This window comes from Plasticicumulans sp., from assembly GCF_035331805.1.
In the GTDB taxonomy this organism is placed as follows: Bacteria; Pseudomonadota; Gammaproteobacteria; order Competibacterales; family Competibacteraceae; genus Plasticicumulans.
In genome coordinates this window covers 6,000-22,480 of record NZ_DAOLKE010000020.1, presented here as the reverse complement: position 1 = coordinate 22,480, position 16,481 = coordinate 6,000, and the positions used below count along the sequence as shown (strand labels likewise).

The 16,481-nt window shown below is 70.6% G+C and carries 15 protein-coding genes and 2 pseudogenes; all 17 read left to right on the top strand.

Annotation, left to right across the window (positions count from 1 at the left end; genetic code table 11):
• Positions 1 to 307 (top strand): annotated as a pseudogene (locus tag PKE44_RS03100) (hypothetical protein); the annotation flags it as partial.
• A 113-nt stretch (positions 308 to 420) separates the two neighbouring features.
• Positions 421 to 2,457, top strand: coding sequence for a flagellin (locus PKE44_RS03095; protein WP_324548203.1), 2,037 nt, complete (start codon positions 421 to 423; stop codon positions 2,455 to 2,457).
• A 98-nt stretch (positions 2,458 to 2,555) separates the two neighbouring features.
• Positions 2,556 to 2,993 (top strand): flagellar protein FlaG, encoded by a 438-nt coding sequence (locus tag PKE44_RS03090; protein WP_324548202.1) that lies wholly within the window; start codon positions 2,556 to 2,558, stop codon positions 2,991 to 2,993.
• Positions 2,994 to 3,030: 37 nt separating this feature from the next.
• Positions 3,031 to 5,055 (top strand): flagellar filament capping protein FliD, encoded by a 2,025-nt coding sequence (gene fliD / locus PKE44_RS03085; protein WP_324548201.1) that lies wholly within the window; start codon positions 3,031 to 3,033, stop codon positions 5,053 to 5,055.
• Positions 5,056 to 5,158: 103 nt separating this feature from the next.
• Positions 5,159 to 5,548: a flagellar export chaperone FliS gene (gene fliS / locus PKE44_RS03080; protein ID WP_324548200.1), complete on the top strand. Its 390-nt coding sequence runs from the start codon at positions 5,159 to 5,161 to the stop codon at positions 5,546 to 5,548.
• The gene (locus PKE44_RS03075; protein ID WP_324548199.1) at positions 5,545 to 5,856 is read left to right on the top strand and encodes a flagellar protein FliT; all 312 of its coding nucleotides are present in this window, start codon (positions 5,545 to 5,547) and stop codon (positions 5,854 to 5,856) included. Before fliS ends, PKE44_RS03075 begins: the two co-directional genes overlap by 4 nt.
• Before the next feature lie 83 nt (positions 5,857 to 5,939).
• The gene (locus tag PKE44_RS03070; protein ID WP_324548198.1) at positions 5,940 to 6,407 is read left to right on the top strand and encodes a PilZ domain-containing protein; all 468 of its coding nucleotides are present in this window, start codon (positions 5,940 to 5,942) and stop codon (positions 6,405 to 6,407) included.
• An 89-nt stretch (positions 6,408 to 6,496) separates the two neighbouring features.
• Positions 6,497 to 7,948, top strand: coding sequence for a sigma-54 dependent transcriptional regulator (locus PKE44_RS03065; RefSeq protein WP_324548196.1), 1,452 nt, complete (start codon positions 6,497 to 6,499; stop codon positions 7,946 to 7,948).
• Positions 7,945 to 8,658 (top strand): HAD hydrolase-like protein, encoded by a 714-nt coding sequence (locus PKE44_RS03060; protein WP_324548195.1) that lies wholly within the window; start codon positions 7,945 to 7,947, stop codon positions 8,656 to 8,658. The genes PKE44_RS03065 and PKE44_RS03060 overlap by 4 nt, the downstream gene beginning before the upstream one ends.
• A gap of 161 nt (positions 8,659 to 8,819) precedes the next feature.
• Entirely contained in the window at positions 8,820 to 9,605 is a 786-nt protein-coding gene (locus PKE44_RS03055) for a hypothetical protein (protein ID WP_324548194.1), read from the top strand.
• A gap of 80 nt (positions 9,606 to 9,685) precedes the next feature.
• Complete coding sequence (gene fliE, locus PKE44_RS03050) at positions 9,686 to 10,003, top strand: flagellar hook-basal body complex protein FliE (RefSeq protein WP_324548193.1); 318 nt, start codon at positions 9,686 to 9,688, stop codon at positions 10,001 to 10,003.
• A 52-nt stretch (positions 10,004 to 10,055) separates the two neighbouring features.
• Complete coding sequence (gene fliF / locus PKE44_RS03045) at positions 10,056 to 12,086, top strand: flagellar basal-body MS-ring/collar protein FliF (RefSeq protein ID WP_324548192.1); 2,031 nt, start codon at positions 10,056 to 10,058, stop codon at positions 12,084 to 12,086.
• A gap of 27 nt (positions 12,087 to 12,113) precedes the next feature.
• Complete coding sequence (gene fliG, locus PKE44_RS03040) at positions 12,114 to 13,103, top strand: flagellar motor switch protein FliG (RefSeq protein ID WP_324548204.1); 990 nt, start codon at positions 12,114 to 12,116, stop codon at positions 13,101 to 13,103.
• Positions 13,096 to 13,977 (top strand): flagellar assembly protein FliH, encoded by an 882-nt coding sequence (locus PKE44_RS03035; RefSeq protein WP_324548191.1) that lies wholly within the window; start codon positions 13,096 to 13,098, stop codon positions 13,975 to 13,977. The genes fliG and PKE44_RS03035 overlap by 8 nt, the downstream gene beginning before the upstream one ends.
• Positions 13,977 to 15,428 carry a flagellar protein export ATPase FliI gene (gene fliI / locus PKE44_RS03030; RefSeq protein WP_324548190.1) on the top strand — a complete coding sequence of 484 codons (1,452 nt, stop codon included), beginning with the start codon at positions 13,977 to 13,979 and terminating at the stop codon, positions 15,426 to 15,428. Before PKE44_RS03035 ends, fliI begins: the two co-directional genes overlap by 1 nt.
• Before the next feature lie 43 nt (positions 15,429 to 15,471).
• Positions 15,472 to 15,924, top strand: a complete 453-nt coding sequence (gene fliJ / locus PKE44_RS03025; RefSeq protein ID WP_324548189.1) for a flagellar export protein FliJ — start codon at positions 15,472 to 15,474, stop codon at positions 15,922 to 15,924.
• A gap of 75 nt (positions 15,925 to 15,999) precedes the next feature.
• Positions 16,000 to 16,481, top strand: a pseudogene (locus tag PKE44_RS03020) (hypothetical protein); the annotation flags it as partial.

The window sequence follows — 16,481 nt, the reverse complement described above, 5'->3', positions numbered from 1 at the left end:
AGAGGCGCTGGCCGTCACGGCCGCGACGCCGGCCGCGTGGCTCGCCGCGCAGCGCCAGCGTGAGCAGACGCTCGACGGCCTGAAGCTGCCGCACTGCGACTGGCTGGTGAGCGGTGCCGATACCGACGCTGCGGCGGTGCTGGCCGGTGCGACGCAGGTGATCGCGCGCTGCCGGCCGTTCCTGCTGCTCGGCGCGGCTGCCGCAGCGCCGGCCGGCTACACGCTGATGGAGTGCCGAGACGATGCCGGAAGGGCATGGCGGCTGGCCTTTCCGATGCCACAGTCCGACACGAACGGGGATGCCTAAAGATTTCCCGAGAAGCGCCGATACCCGGAATCAAGGCGGCACGGACCCTTCCGGGTCACTCGCCGGAAGGCCCGTCCGGGTCGTAGCCATCGGCTCTTCTGAGGATTGCAGTCATGCCCCAGTACATCAACAGCAACATTCCCTCGCTGAACGCCCAGCGCAACCTGAACGCCTCCCAGAACGCCCTGCAGACCTCGCTGCAGCGCCTGTCCTCGGGCATGCGCATCAACAGCGCCAAGGACGACGCCGCCGGCCTTGCGATTTCCGATCGCTTCACCTCGCAGATCAAGGGCATCAACCAGGCCACGCGCAACGCCAACGACGGCATCTCGCTGGCGCAGACGGCCGAAGGCGCGCTTGGTGAAATCACCAACAACCTGCAGCGCCTGCGTGAACTGGCCGTGCAGTCGGCCAACGCCACGAACAGCGATTCCGACCGCGCCGCGCTGCAGCAGGAAGCCGGCCAGCTGCTGCAGGAAATCGACCGCTCCGCCAAGGCTTCCAACTTCAACGGCACCAATCTGCTCGATGGCAGCTTCAAGGGTGCGAATTTCCAGGTCGGTGCCAACGTCGGCGAGACCATCAACGTCTCGCTCAACGGTGCGACCACCGACAAGCTCGGCGTCAGCAACGCCGTGTCGGTCAGCTCGGTGTCGACCGCGAACGCGATCGCCAGCGGTGATCTGTCGATCAACGGCGTGCTGATCGGTCCGTCGGTGGCGTCCAGCGATCACGCCTCGTTCAGCGGCAATGCCGCCAGCTCGATCGCCAAGGCCGCGGCGATCAACGCCAAGACTTCCGAGACCGGCGTCACCGCCACCGTCGACAAGAACATCGCTGAAGGCGCGAGCATGACCGGTGCCAGCGCGACCGGTGCGATCCTCATCAACGGCGTGACCACGGCGACCTTTGCGACCAGCACCGATACGGCGCTGACGCGCAAGAACGTCGTCGAGGCGATCAACGCCATCTCGGCCCGCACCGGCGTGACCGCCGTCGATACCGGCATCGACACCGGTGGCGTGCAGCTCGTCGCTGCCGACGGCCGCAACATCACGACTTCCTTCGTGACCGTCACCTCCGCGGCCACCGGCGTCATGGCGGCCGGCACCAACCAGGGTACGGTGTCGCTGTCCTCGGACCAGGACATCGTCATCGCCGGTGGCACGACCAACGCGCTCGGCACCAATGCCGGTTTCACGGCAGGCACCTACAAGACCCAGGAAGCCACGGTTTCGACGATCAGCAACAACGGCACGGCGCTCGCCAGTGGCGACTTCAGCCTCAACGGCGTGCTGGTCGGCGCTTCCCGCTCCTCGGATGACACCGCCTCGACCGGCACGACCGCCCAGCGCGCCGGCAGCGCCATCGCCAAGGTGGCGGCGATCAACCGCGCCAGCGAGCAGACCGGCGTCACGGCCACCGCCAACACCACGCGCGTCAACGGCACCACGCAGGTCGGCGCCTCGACCACCGGTCGTCTGGTGATCAACGGCGTGACCACTGCGACCTTCTCGACGACGGCCGACACCGCGGCATCGCGCGCTGCGGCGATCACCGCGATCAACGCCATCTCGGGCCGCACCGGTGTCTCCGCGATCGACGACGGCACCAACGGCGTGCGCCTCGAAGCCGCGGATGGCCGCAACATCATCCACTCGTTCACGGGCGTGACCGCGGCCAGCACCGGCGTCGGCGCTGCGGCGACCACCTTCGGCACCTACACGCTGCACTCGGCGAGCGCGATCGACGTCGGTGCCGGCACGACCAACGTCGTCACCGGTGTTGCGAACTCCGGCCTCGGTGTCGGCACCTACGGCGAAACCAAGACCGGCAGCTCGCTGAAGGATCTCGACATCTCGACGGTGGACGGAGCCAACAAGGCGCTGACGGCGATTGACAACGCGCTCAAGCAGATCGACGAGAACCGCTCGACGCTCGGTGCCGTGCAGAACCGCTTCAGCTCGACGCTGAACACGCTCTCGACCAACGCCGAGAACCTGACCGCCGCCCGTTCGCGCATCCAGGATGCCGACTTCGCCTCGGAAACGGCCACGCTCAGCAAGAACCAGATCCTGCAGCAGGCCGGCACCGCGATGCTCGCGCAGGCCAACCAGCTCTCGCAGGGCGTGCTGAGCCTGCTCCGCTAAGCTCAGACCGGCTGACAGGAGGCGCATGAGCGCCCGTTGAAAACGGCCCGGGGGCGGAGAGTACGCCCCCGGGCCTTTGGGCTTTCGGGAGGTGGATCATGACCTTGAGCATTCCGCCGGCTGGCGGCGCGATCGAGCGCCCGCCGGCGACGGCCGTCGCGGTACAACAGGCGATCTCGCCGGGCGCGGCCCAGAACCTGACGCCGGAGGCGGTCGCACCGGTCGATCCGGTGGCGGCGATCGCCGCGCTCGGTGACGTGCGCGGCCGTGCCGGCAACGAACCGCAGCAGCAGGGCAGCGTCGAGGAGCGCGAGCGCGAACTGCAGCGCGCGACCGAGGACGTCAACCGCTATCTGTCCGAGTCGCACCGCGCGCTGAATTTCAGCATCGACAGGGAAAGCGGCGAGACCGTCGTCAAGGTCATGGATACCGAGAAGAACGAGGTCATCCGCCAGATCCCGTCCGAAGAAGTCCTGGCGCTGGCACGACGCTTGCGTGATGGGGAGGAGGGATACCTCGTACACGCCCAGGCCTGACGGATTTCCGTCACCTTTGCCCGAGAGCACAAGCGCCATGGCAGCCATATCCTCCCCCGGACTCGGCTCCGGACTCGACGTGAACAACCTCGTCTCGCAGCTGATGGCGGCGGAACGCAAGGCGCCGACGGCGCGCCTCGACAGCGCCAGCACGCTGAACGATGCGCGCATCTCGGCGCTCGGCAAGATCACGTCGGCGCTCGACAAGCTGCAGACCGCCGCCGGCACGCTGGCGAGCCCGAACACCTTCCAGACCAAGACGGCGACCGTCAGCGATCCGTCGGCGCTGTCGGTGACCGCCGCGCGCACCGCCGCCGCCGGCAGCTACACGGTCGAGGTCTCGCAGCTCGCGCGCGCCGACAAGCTCGCAAGTGCCAGCTTCAACACGGCATTCGAGACCGTCGGCACCGGCACGCTGACGATCTCGTTCGGTACCTGGAACTCGGGCAGCAGCACCTTCACGCCGAACGCCGCCAAGCCCTCGACCAGCATCGTCATCGATGCCACCAACAACACGCTCTCCGGCATCCGCGATGCGATCAACGCCGCCGGTGCCGGCGTCACGGCCAGCATCGTCGGCGATGGCAGCGGCCAGCGCCTGGTGTTCTCGGGCAGCGAGTCGGGGGCCGCGAACGGGCTGAAGATCAGCGTCAGCGACAACGACGGCAATTCGACCGATGCCGGCGGGCTGTCGCAGTTCGCCTTCGATCCGGCCGCGACCGCCGGCAGCGGCAGGAATCTGACGCAGACCGTCAGTGCCCAGGACGCCAAGTTCAAGCTCGATGGCCTGTCGCTGACCAGCAGCACGAATCTGGTCGGCTCGGCGGTGTCGGGCCTGACGCTGAACCTCAGGACCGTGACCAGCAGCCCGGTCACCGTCGACATTGCCCGCGACGACAGCGCCGCGGCCAAGGCGGTGTCGGGTCTGGTCGATGCCTACAACGAAGTGGTGTCGGCCGTGAAGTCGGCCTCCAGCTTCGACAGTGAATCGAAGAAGGGCGGGCCGCTGATCGGCGATGCCTCGGTGCTGTCGGTCATGGGGCGGCTGCGCGGCCTGATGACTTCCTCGATCGCCGGCCTGGGCGGTGTGTCGAGCCTGAAGGCCGTCGGCGTGTCCTTCCAGAAGGACGGCACGCTGAGCTTTGATTCGAGCACGCTCGCCGATGCCCTGAGCAGCAATGCCGATTCCGTCGCCCGCCTGTTCGGTGCCACCGGCAAGGCCAGCGACAGCCGCGTGTCGGTGGTCGTGTCGTCCTCGACGACCAAAACCGGCAACTACGCGGTGGACATCACTACCGAGCCGGCCGGCGGCCTGCTGACCGGCGCGGTCACGGCGCCGGGTTTCCCGCTGACCATCGACGGCACCAACAACGGCCTGAGCCTGCTCATCGACGGCACCGCCACCGGTGCGCTGACGCTGACCCAGGGCAGCTATGCGAGTGCCGATGATCTCGCGCACGAGCTGCAGAGCCGCATCAACGGTGCCTCGGCGCTGAAGACCGCCGGTGCCGCGGTGACCGTGAGCTGGAACACCGATCACTTCGAGATCCGCTCGAACCGCTACGGCGCGGCCTCGACCGTGTCGCTCGCCAGCGGCTCGGCGGCAACCGCGCTCGGCCTCGATACCGGCACGGCCACGGCCGGCACCGATGTCGCCGGCACCATCGGCGGCGTTGCCGCCACCGGCAGCGGCCGCATCCTGACCGCAAGCGGCGATGCCGACGGGCTGCGGCTGCTGATCTCCGGGGCCGGCACCGGCGCGCGCGGCAGCGTCGACTTCAAGCGCGGGCTCGGGGACCAGCTCAAGTCCCTGCTCGATGACGTGCTCGCCGATGACGGCACGATCGGGCGGCGCAGCAGCGGTCTCAGTGACGAGAGCGCGCGCATCGCGAAGCAGCGTACCGCCCTCGACGACCGCATGACCGAACTCGAAACCCGCTACCGCACGCAGTTCACGCGGCTCGACTCGGTGATGGCGAGCCTGAAGGCGACCAGCGACTTCCTGACCTCGCAACTGAATGCAATGACCAACTCCGGCAGCAGTTCCAGCAGTTCGAACTGACGGATGCGGTGTTCGCAGGCGATCACACCGGCCCGGCTGCGGCCGCGCCAATCCACCCACGGCCCCGCCGGCACGCGCGGGACGTACTCCAGAGGAACCCGACATGACCCCCGCCCAGCAGGCACTCGCGCAGTACAACCGCATCGGTACCGTCAGTGCCGTGGAAGATGCCTCGCCGCACCGGCTGATCCAGCTGCTGCTCGACGCCGGCCTTGAGCGCATCGCCCATGCGCGCCGGGCGCTGGAAGCCGGCGATGTCGCTGCGCGCGGCCTGGCCATCGGCAAGGCGCTCGACATCGTGGCCGGCCTGCGCGGCAGCCTGAACTTCGAGGCCGGCGGCGAGATCGCGACCAATCTCGATGCGCTGTACGAATACCTCGAACGCCGGCTGCTGCAGGCCAACCTCGAAGCCGATGCCGGCATGCTCGACGAGGCGGCGACGCTGCTGCGCCAGGTCAAGGAAGGCTGGGACGGCATCGCCGACGCCGCGTGAACCCCGTGGACTGGCACGCGCAGGCCGCCGGCGTGCTCGCCGCCACCGAGACCATGCTGCGTCACGCCGAGGCACAGGACTGGTCGTCGCTGGCCGAGGCCGAGGCCGGGCGCAAGCCGGCGCTCGCCCGGCTGCTGCCGGCACCGGCCGCGGTCGATCCGGCCGCCGTGCTCGCCTTCATCGAGGCCGTGCTCGCCAGCGACCAGCGCACGGCCCGGCTGGTCGGCGAGTCCCGCGACGAAGCCGGCCAGGCGCTGCGCGGCCTGATGGCGGCCGGTCACGCCAGACGCGCCTACGGCGGAGCCTGAGCATGGAAGCGGGCGAGGGGCTGTATCACGAGGCGTTGCTGCCGCTGGCGTGGCGGGCGCTGCCGGAACTGCCCGGTCCCGAAATGGCCCGGCAGGAGACCGAGGCCGCGCGCGAGGTGCTGCGTTCGCTGCTGACGCTGGCGCTCGGCCCCGGCGAGGCGACCGATGATGTCGCCGCTGCCGGCGGCGGCGAACGTGGCGGCGAACTGCTGCGGCTGGAGCGCAAGCTCGATCTGGTACTCGAACTGCTCGGCAGATTACTGATTCGCGCCGAAAATCTGCCGCCCCTTCATAAGGTGAGGCTGTCCGCCGAAACCGTGCTGTGGCAAAGTGACGAAATTCCGTCGCCTGGTCCGGTCGCCGTCGAACTCCACCTCGATCTGCGCTATCCGCTGCCGCTGTGCCTGAGCGGAAATGCGCAGGTCGACGGCGACCAGGTCCGCGTTGACTTCGCCAGCACCGATCCGACGCTGCGCGATGCACTCGAACGCCTGATCTTCCTGCTCCACCGCCGTCGGCTCGGTCGCGAACGGCGTCCTTCGGGGCGTTGACCGGGCGATATCCCCAACTATGGTTGTGGGCTCGCCGGACCAGTCCTGGCCCGCGATCCCCCCCGTCGAAACACCGAGTCCGGTCTGCAATGGACAAGCCCGTACTGATCCTCGACGACGCGCGCGAGCGCGCCCGCGAACTGCGTGGCGTGCTCGAATTCATGGAGGAAGGCGTACAGATCCTGCAGCTGGGACGCAGCCAGCTGCGCGAGGCACTCGGCGGCCGGCCGGCATACGAGGTGGTCTTCGTCGGTCAGGGCAGCAATGCCGAGGCCGACGGCAGCCTGCTGCGCGAGCTGCGCAATGCCCTGCCACAGGTGCCGCTGGTGCTGATCACCGAGGAAGCCGGCATGCCCGGCGCCTGCAGTCTCGTGCCGGGCGTGTTCACGATCCTGCGGCCGTTCCGGCATGCCTCGCTGTCGGCGCTGCAGTCGCAGCTCGCCGAATACCGCCAGGCGCAGGCCAGCGGCCAGATCGGGCCGCTGAACCGCCGCCATGCCGAGCTCTTCCGCGCGCTGGTCGGGTCGAGCCCGGCCATCGTCGCGGTGCGCAAGCTGATCGAGCGCGTCGCACCCTCCGATGCCACGGTGCTGATCCTCGGCGAGTCCGGCACCGGCAAGGAGGTCGTCGCGCGCAACCTGCATTACTTCTCGGCGCGCCAGAAGGGGCCGTTCGTGCCGGTCAACTGCGGCGCGATCCCCGAGAACCTGCTGGAAAGCGAGCTGTTCGGCCACGAGAAGGGCGCCTTCACCGGCGCGATCACGGCGCGGCGCGGGCGTTTCGAGCTTGCCGAGGGCGGCACGCTGTTCCTCGACGAGATCGGCGACATGCCGATGCCGATGCAGGTCAAGCTGCTGCGCGTGCTGCAGGAGCGCACCTTCGAGCGCGTCGGCAGCAACAAGGCGATCGAGGCCGACGTGCGCATCGTCGCGGCCACGCACCGCAAGCTTGAGGAGCAGATCGCCAGCGGCGCCTTCCGCGAGGACCTGTACTACCGGCTGAACGTCTTCCCGATCGAGATGCCGCCGCTGCGCGAGCGCATCGGCGACCTGCCGCAGCTGATCGACGACCTGCTGCGCCGCCAGGAGAACCAGTCCGGCAGCCGCATGACGCTGACGCCGGCGGCGCTGCGCTGCCTCGGCCGCTATCCGTGGCCGGGCAACGTCCGCGAACTCGCGAACCTGATCGAACGCCTGGCGATCCTGCAGGGCGGCGGCGGTGCCGTCGAAGTCCCCGACCTGCCGCCGAAGTACCAGATCGGCGCCGAGACCGAAATCCACGAGCCGGCCGACAGTCATGCGGCGCTGGCCGAGGATGCCGAGGGCGCGGTGCCTCCGGCAGCGGGGCGCAACCTGCACCTGCCGGCCGGCGGGCTCGATCTCAAGCAGTATCTGTCCGATCTGGAGACGCAGCTGATCGTCAGTGCGCTCGAGGAGTCCAACGGCGTCGTCGCGCACGCTGCCAGCCTGCTGAAGATGCGGCGCACGACGCTGGTCGAGAAAATCCGCAAGTACGGCATCAAGGCCGCCGACGACGAATGAGCGAACCCGTTCCCGAAACCTTCCGTACTGCCGGTGCTGCCGGTGCTGCACTGCCGTCGGTGCTGCTGTTCGACCTCGACGGCACGCTGGTCGATTCGGCCCCGAGCATCCTCGAAAGCTTCCGGCTCGCGTTCGCGGCCTGCGGCATCGAGCCGGCCGTCGCCCTCGATGCCCGGCTGATCGGACCGCCGCTGCGCCCGACGCTGACGCGCCTGCTCGGCGGCGAGGCCGATGCGCCGACGCTCGACCGGCTCGCCTCGGCATTCCGTGATGCCTACGACGGCGGCGGCTGGCGCGCGACCGTCGCCTATCCGGGCCTTGAAGCCGTGGTCGGGAGGCTGGCCGATGCGGGCCGGCGGCTGTTCGTCGTCACCAACAAGCGCCTGACGCCGACCCGGCTGATCCTCGATCACTTCGGTCTGGGGCCGCGCTTCGAGGCCGTGTACGCGCTCGATGCCTTCGAGCCGCCGGTCGCCGACAAGGCGGCGGCACTGGCGGTCGTGCTGGCCCGGCACGGACTGGCCGCGGCCGATTGCGTCTACATCGGCGACACGCCTGAAGACGCCGCCGCTGCTGCGGCCAACGATCTCGCCTTCATCGCGGCCGGCTGGGGCTATGGCGATCCGGCCCGGCTGGCGGCGGCTGCGGCGCAGGCGCGCGTCGGGACGCTGGCGGAGCTTGCGGAGCTGCTGCTCGCGCCGGAGTTTTGACTGCCGGCGGCGCCTGCATCGCCGTCGAAAATCCGGCGCCATCATCGGTTTACAATTCAAATTACTGAATATAAAGGAGATTCATAGTAGGCACAGGACTTGCTGAGCTACCAGCGTGGACGGGAAACCGCCCGTTTGAGTAGCCGCACCGAGGTGCCGAAATGAACCCGACCCGTCATCCGCTCGAAGCCGACCGTCCCGTGGACGGCCAGAGCCGGATTCCGTCGCCGGGCGTGCCCGCAGGGGACGCCTGCGACGAGTTCGAGCAGCGGCGCAGCGAACGCCTGCAGCGGCTGCGCCGGCTCGGCGACCTGATGGCCCACCTGGCCGAGCGCATCGAAACCCCGGACCCGTCGATGCTGTCGGCCGGCGACGCGCTGCCGCGCGCCGAGGACGAACTGCTCGAACGCCTGCAGCAGCTCGAAGTCACCGTGCGCAACCTGCTGATCTGCGTGCGCGGCGGCGGGCTGGAGCGCCGGCCGCTGCCGGCCGCGGTGCTGATCGGGCGCTGCATCGATGCGCTGCTGCCGCAGCTCGGTGCCACCGGCGCGACGCTCGCCGTCGACAGTACGCTGCCGGCCGAAGCCGAGGTTCTCGTCCACCCCGAAGCCTTCGTCGCGATGCTGCAGACGCTGGCCGAGCCCTGGCTCGCGCACGGCGTGCGCCTGCAGCTCGGCTTCCACGCCGGTGCCGACGGACGCCCGCAGCTCGACTGCCGGCGCCACGCGCCGGGTGCCCAGCCCGCCCGTCGTGATCCGCTCGCCGCGCGGGTCGCGCGCATCGTTGCCCAGGCCCACGCCGCCGAGCTGAGCGGTGATCCGGCCGATGGCCGGCTGACGCTGCGTCTGCCGGCGCTCGATCTTCCCCGTGACCCGGCCGCGGAGGCCGGGATCCCCGCCGCTGCCGCCGGCAACGGCCCGCCTGCCGGCGGCCAGCGCGTGGCCTGAACCGGCCGCGCCCCGCCCGCGTACGCCCGACACGACCCGGCCTGATCCGGCCTGATACCGAATCCAGGAGACCGAAGCTCATGACCCTGTCCCCGCTGAACGCCTCGATCGCCGCCCTGCGCGCTGCCGCCACCGACGCCGGAGCCGCTGCCGGTCCTGAAGCCGGTGCCGGCGATGCCGATTTCGCCAGCCTGCTCAAGGGCGCGCTCGATCGCGTCGACGCCCGCCAGCAGCAGGCCTCGCGCATGGCGCGGGCCTTCGAGCTCGGCGAGGAGGGCGCCGACCTGCCCGACGTGATGATCGCGATGCAGCAGTCGCGGCTGAGCTTCCAGTCGGCGCTGCAGGTGCGCAACAAGCTGGTCGCCGCCTATCAGGACATCCTGAACATGCCGCTCTGAGCCGGCGGATTCCCTGTCAGGAGCGCCTTGAGGAATACCGAGGAACACCGTCGTGACCGAAGACACCTCGCTCGCCACTGCCACGGACACCGCCGATGCCGCGCCGGCGCGCGCCGGCTGGCGCGACTGGCTGGTGCGCGTGCGCACGCCGGGGCCGTGGATGTACGGCGCGATCGCGCTCGGCGTGCTGCTGCTCGCGACCATCGTGGCCGTGGCGCTGTCGGCCGGCCGCCCCGATTTCCAGCCGCTGTACCACGGTCTGGCCGAGGCCGACGCCGGCCAGATCATGGAAGCCCTGAACAAGATGCAGGTGCCGGTGCGCGTCGATCGCCAGACCGGCACGCTGAACGTGCCGGCCGATCGCGTCGCCGAGCTGCGCCTGAAGCTCGCCGCGCAGGGCCTGCCGCGCGGCACGACCGGCGGCTTCGACACCTTCGAGCAGCAGTCGGGCTTCGGCACCAGCCAGTTCATGGAGAACGCCCGCTACCAGCACGCGCTCGAGGGCGAGCTGGCGCGCTCGATCATGAGCATCGGCGCCGTCGCCAACGCCCGCGTGCATCTGGCGCTGCCGAAGGACACGGTGTTCGTGCGCAACAAGCAGCAGCCGACCGCCTCGGTGCTGGTGCAGCTGCAGCCGGGGCGGGCGATCGACGCCGGCCAGGTCGCGGCGATCGTGCACCTCGTGTCCTCGAGCGTGCCGCGGCTGACGCCCTCGCAGGTCTCGGTCGTCGATCAGGCCGGCAACCTGCTGACGCGCCCGGCCGGCGGCACGCCGGGCCTGAACCTCGACCAGATGGAATACCAGCAGCGGCTGGAATCGAACTACACGCGCCGCATCGAGGACCTGCTGACGCCGATCCTCGGCGCCAACAAGATGCGCGCGCAGGTGGCGCTCGATCTGGACTTCTCGCAGCTGGAGGAGACCTCCGAATCCTTCGATCCGAAGCGCGAGCGCGGCATGGTGCGCAGCGAGGAGCTGATCGAGGAGAACAACAACCGCCCGCAGCCGATGGGCATTCCCGGTGCGCTGTCGAACCAGCCGCCCGGGGTCGCGACCGCGCCCGAGCAGGCCGCCGGCGCGCCGGCCGCGCAGGCCGATCCGAACAATCCGAATGCGCCGCAGCCCGGCGGTGGCCAGACCGGCAACGGCCAGATCGGGCCGCAGGGCCAGGCCGCTGCCGCGGCCGGCGCCCAGCAGAGCGACGCGCAGCGCGCCGCCGACGGCAGCCGCCCGATGCGCACGCGCAGCCAGAGCACGCGCAACTACGAGCTCGACAAGCGCGTCAGTCACATCACCGCTGCACCGGGGCGCGTGCGGCGCGTGTCGGTCGCGGTCGTGCTCGATGACCGCATCACGGTGCGGCCCGAAGGCTCGGTCGAGCGGGTTTCGTGGCCGCAGGAGGACATCGACCGCATCACCGCGCTCGTGCGCGAAGCGGTGGGATTCGACGCCCAGCGGGGCGACACGGTGAACGTCATGAACGCGACCTTCGCGACCACTCCCTTCGATCCGAACCTGCTGCCGTTCTGGCGTCAGGACTGGTTCATCGAACTCGTCAAGTGGAGCCTGGTCGCCATCGTCGCGATCGTGTTCCTGCTCGTCGTCGTGCGACCGGTCGTGCGCCGCCTGCTGCCTCCGCCGCCGGCGCTGCCGGCACCGGAACCGGCGGCCGCCGCTGCGCTCGCGGCCCCGGCCGCCACCGAAACCGGACCGGGCACGGCGCTCGCGACCACCGATGCCGGCGGCAAGGCACTGGTGCCTGCCGAAGGCGGCGAGGCGAGCGGCGATGAGGCCGCTGCCGGCGGCGACGAGGATGCCGATGCCGTGCAGCTGTCGGCCGCCGGCCAGGCGCTGGCGCAGGCCGACGGGCATCACGGCAACGGCAACGGCAAGGCGCCGGTGCCGCTGCCGCAGCCCGATGACGCCGAGGCCATCGAGCGGCTCGAAGAACGACTCGACATCGCCCGCCGGCTGGTGGCCGAGGACCCGCGCCGCGCCGTCAGCGTGCTGCGCACGTGGATGAACCGTCAGCCCGGCGAGGGCATGGCACTGCTGGCGTCGCAGGAAGAGGAGGAGGCCTGAACCATGAGTGAAATGGCCGGTGAAGCCCTGAGCGGCCCGGACCGCGTCGCGGTGCTGATGATGGCGCTCGGCGAGGAGTACGCCGCCGAGCTGCTCAAGCAGTTCGATCCGCGCGAGCTGCACCGCATCGGCGCCTCGATGGCGAGCCTGTCCTCGGTCGGGCGCGATGCGGTGTCGACGGTCGTCGCCGAGTTCAACAACGAACTCGTCAACCAGAACGCCCTCGTCATCGACAGCCGCGACTTCATGAAGAACGTGCTGACGCGCGCCCTCGGCCGTGACAAGGCCAAGAACGTCATGGACCGCATCCTCAACGAGGCCGGCGCCACCGGCGTCGAGGCGCTGAAGTGGATGGAGGCGCAGGCGGTTGCGGCCGGCCTGCGCCGCGAGCATCCGCAGATCATCGCGCTGGTGCTGTCCTACCTCGAATCGGCGCAGGCCGCCGAGGTGCTGGCGCTGCTGCCCGAGACGCTGCGCCACGACGTGCTGATCCGCGTCGCGACGCTCGACTCGGTGCCGACCGCGGCGATCGGCGAGCTGAACGAGGTCATCGAGAAGCAGGTGATGCGCAACATCAACGCCGCCAGCAGCTTCAAGGTCGGCGGTCCGAAGCGCGCCGCCGAAATCCTCAACGCCATCGACACCGGCATCAGCACGCCGCTGATGGACAAGATCAAGGGCATGGACGAGTCGCTGGCGCTGCGCATCGAGGATCTGATGGTCGTGTTCGAGCACCTGCTCAACGCCGACGACCGCGGCATCCAGAACCTGCTGCGCGAGGTGTCCTCGGAAACCCTGATCGTCGCGATGCGCGGCGCCGACGAGACGATCCGCGAGAAGATCCTGCGCAACATGTCCAAGCGCGCCGCCGAGATGATGCGCGACGACCTCGAATCGATGGGGCCGGTGCGCCTCGCCGATGTCGAGGCCGCGCAGAAGGACATCATGACGATCGCCAAGCGCATGGCCGAAGCCGGCGACCTCAACCTCGGCAGTGGCGGTGGTGGCTATGTCTGACCGGATCATTCCCCGGCAGGCCGGACGTGACCTGCCGCGCTGGCAGTTCCCCGGCTTCGACAAGGCCCAGCCCGAGGCCGCGCCCGAACCGGTGGCCGCACCGCCCGGCAAGGCGGCCGGCGCCCCGCTGCCGGAGCCGGAGCCGTCGATCCCGATGCCGCGGCTGCCGACGCTGGAGGAGATCGAGGCGATCGAGCGTGCCGCGCGCGAGGAAGGCTATGCCGCCGGCCGCGCCGAGGGCCGCGCCAAGGGTTACGCCGAAGGCCACGCCGAGGGCCGCGATGCCGGCTTCGTCGAGGGCCGCGCCGCCGGGTACGCCGACGGCTCGGTCGCCGGACGCGAGACCGGCTACGCCGGCGGCTACGAGTCCGGTCACCGCGAGGGGCTCGCCGCCGGGCGCGAGGAAGGCCGCGAGCACGGGCATCGCGAGGGGCTGGAAGCCGGGGCGGCCGACATCGCCGCGCGCCGCGCGCTGCTCGAAACCGCGATGAACGAACTCGCCGCGCCGCTCGCCGCGCTCGATGCCGCGCTCGAACAGGAGCTGCTGGCGCTGGTCGTGGCGCTGGCGCGCCAGCTGATCCGCCGCGAACTGAAGACCGCGCCCGGCGAGATCGTCGCGACCATCCGCGAAACCATTCCGCTGCTGCCGGTCACCGAACGCCAGGTGCTGCTGCACCTGCATCCGGAAGACGCGGCGCTGATCCGCGAGCTCGGCACCGTCGCCGGCGGCTGGCAGATCGTCGAGGACGGCACGCTGAGCCGCGGCGGCTGCCGGCTCGAATCCGGGCATTCGCGCATCGATGCGACCGTCGAGGCCCGGCTGAACACCGCGATCGTCGCGCTGCTCGGCGGCGAGCGCGAGGAGGATCACTGATGGACGCCGTCGAGCTGCCGGCAGCGGACGAATCCCCGGTCGGGGCGGACGTGGCGCCAGCCGCCGCGCATGCCGTGGCCGATCCCGCAGCCGGCCCCGACACCGGGGCCGAAGCGCCGGATCGTTCGGCGCTGGTCTCGCGCCTGCGCCAGCGTCGCGAGCGGCTCGTGCACGTGCCGGCACCGGTGGTCGAAGGAAGGCTGACGCGGCTGGTGGGGCTCACGCTCGAAGCCGTCGGCTGCGTCGCGCCGATCGGTGCGCACTGCCGCGTCGTCAGCCCCGGCCACGGCGAGCCGGTCGAGGCCGAGGTGGTCGGCTTCGCCGAGGATCGCGTGTTCCTGATGCCGGCCGGCGACATCCACGGTCTGGCGCCGTATGCGCGCGTCGTGCCGAGCGGCGGCGGCAGTCGCGTGCCGCTCGGCGACGGGCTGCTCGGGCGCGTGCTCGATGGCAACGGCCGCATGCTCGACGGCTGGCCGGCGCCGCTCGACGTGCGTCCGCAGCCGCTCGCCGGCCGTCGCCTGCATCCGCTCGAACGCCGGCCGATCCGCGAGCCGCTCGATGTCGGCGTGCGCGCGATCAACGCGCTGCTGACCGTCGGCCGCGGTCAGCGCCTGGGACTCTTTGCCGGCACCGGCGTCGGCAAGTCGGTGCTGCTCGGCATGATGACGCGCTTCACCGAGGCCGACGTCATCGTCGTCGGCCTGATCGGCGAGCGCGGTCGCGAGGTGCAGGAGTTCATCCAGGAGATTCTCGGCGCCGAGGGGCTGGCGCGCGCCGTCGTCGTCGCCGCGCCGGCCGACGATCCGCCGCTCAAGCGCCTGCAGGGCGCCAACCTCGCGACGCGCATCGCCGAGTACTTCCGCGACCAGGGCCGGCAGGTGCTGCTGCTGATGGATTCGCTGACCCGCTACGCGCAGGCGCAGCGCGAGATCGCGCTCGCGATCGGCGAGCCGCCGGCGACCAAGGGCTATCCGCCGTCGGTGTTCGCGAAGCTGCCGGCGCTGGTCGAGCGCGCCGGCAACGACGAGGCCGGCGGTTCGATCACCGCGATCTACACCGTGCTCGCCGAGGGCGACGACACCAACGACCCGATCGCCGATGCCGCGCGCGGCATCCTCGACGGCCACATCGTGCTGTCGCGCCGGCTGGCCGAGGGCGGCCAGTACCCGGCGATCGACATCGAGGCCTCGATCTCGCGCGTGATGCCGCAGGTCACGGACGCGCGCCAGTACCGGCTGGCGCGCCGTTTCAAGGAGCTGTGGGCCAACTACATGCAGCACCGCGACCTGATCAGCGTCGGCGCCTACACCCGCGGCTCGAATCCGGCCGTCGACCAGGCGATCGCGCTGTACCCGCGGCTGCGTGAATTCCTGATGCAGGGGATGGACGAGCAGGTGCGCTATGCCGATGGTCTGGCACAGCTCGCCGCCGTGCTCGGCGAATCCTGATCCAGTGCGGGCGCAGGGGCCTGCGTCCGCGAGGGGAACCACGATGCACGACCGTATCCGCCAGCTGCGCCCGGCCGTCGATCTCGCCCACGAGCGCGAGGACGAGGCCGCCCGGCTGTACCGCACCATCGTCGGGCGGCGCGACGAGGCGAAGGCGCGGCTCGAACAGCTGCGGCAGTTCCGCGCCGAATACCTGACGCGCTTCCACGACGACGGCCGCTCGGGCCTGTCGGCGCGGCGCGTGCAGGACTACCACGCCTTCATCGCCGGACTCGATCACAGCGTCGAGCAGACCTGCCGCCAGCTCGAACAGTACGAGATCGAGATCCAGCAGCTGCACAAGCGCTGGCTGGCGACCCGGGCGCGCACGCAGGCGCTGGAGAGCGTCGTCGAGCGCTGTCGCAGCGAGCAGCGCCGCGTCGAGGACCGGCGCGAACAGGCGGCGACCGACGAGTTCGCCGCTGCGCGCCACCGCAGCACGCGCCGCCCGCACTGACCCGGTCCCGACCTGCCCCTTTCCGTCCCGTTCCGTCCGTGACCGCGCCGCCCGTCCGGCGCCCGGAGCATCCCGATGCCCGTCACCCTCGATCTGCTGAGCCCGGCCCCCGCCACGGGGGGGGCCGCGCTGCCATCCAGCCCGGCAACGACGACCTCCGTCGATGCCGGCATGAGCTTCGGCCGTGCGCTCGCCGATGCGCGGCGCCCGATGCCGCAGCCGGATACGGCCGGCTCCGGTGATGGCCACGCCCAGGAGACGAAGGCCGAAGCCGCACCGTCTGTCGCAGTGCAGCCGGCCGGACGTACGGATCGCGAGGCCGGCGCCAAGGCCGCAGCCGATCCGGCCGTGGATGCCGTCGAGGAAACGGAGCCGGTCGAAGCGCCCCTGGCTGGAGCGTCCACCGATGCCGGCGAGCCGGTCGATGACGACACGGCCGGCAAGGACGATCTCCTGTCCGGCAGCCCGGATACCGCCGGTGATCCGCGGACCCGGGCCGCTGCCGAGGCGCTCGTCGAACTCGGTCTGATTCCACCGCCGCCGCAGCAGCAGCCAGC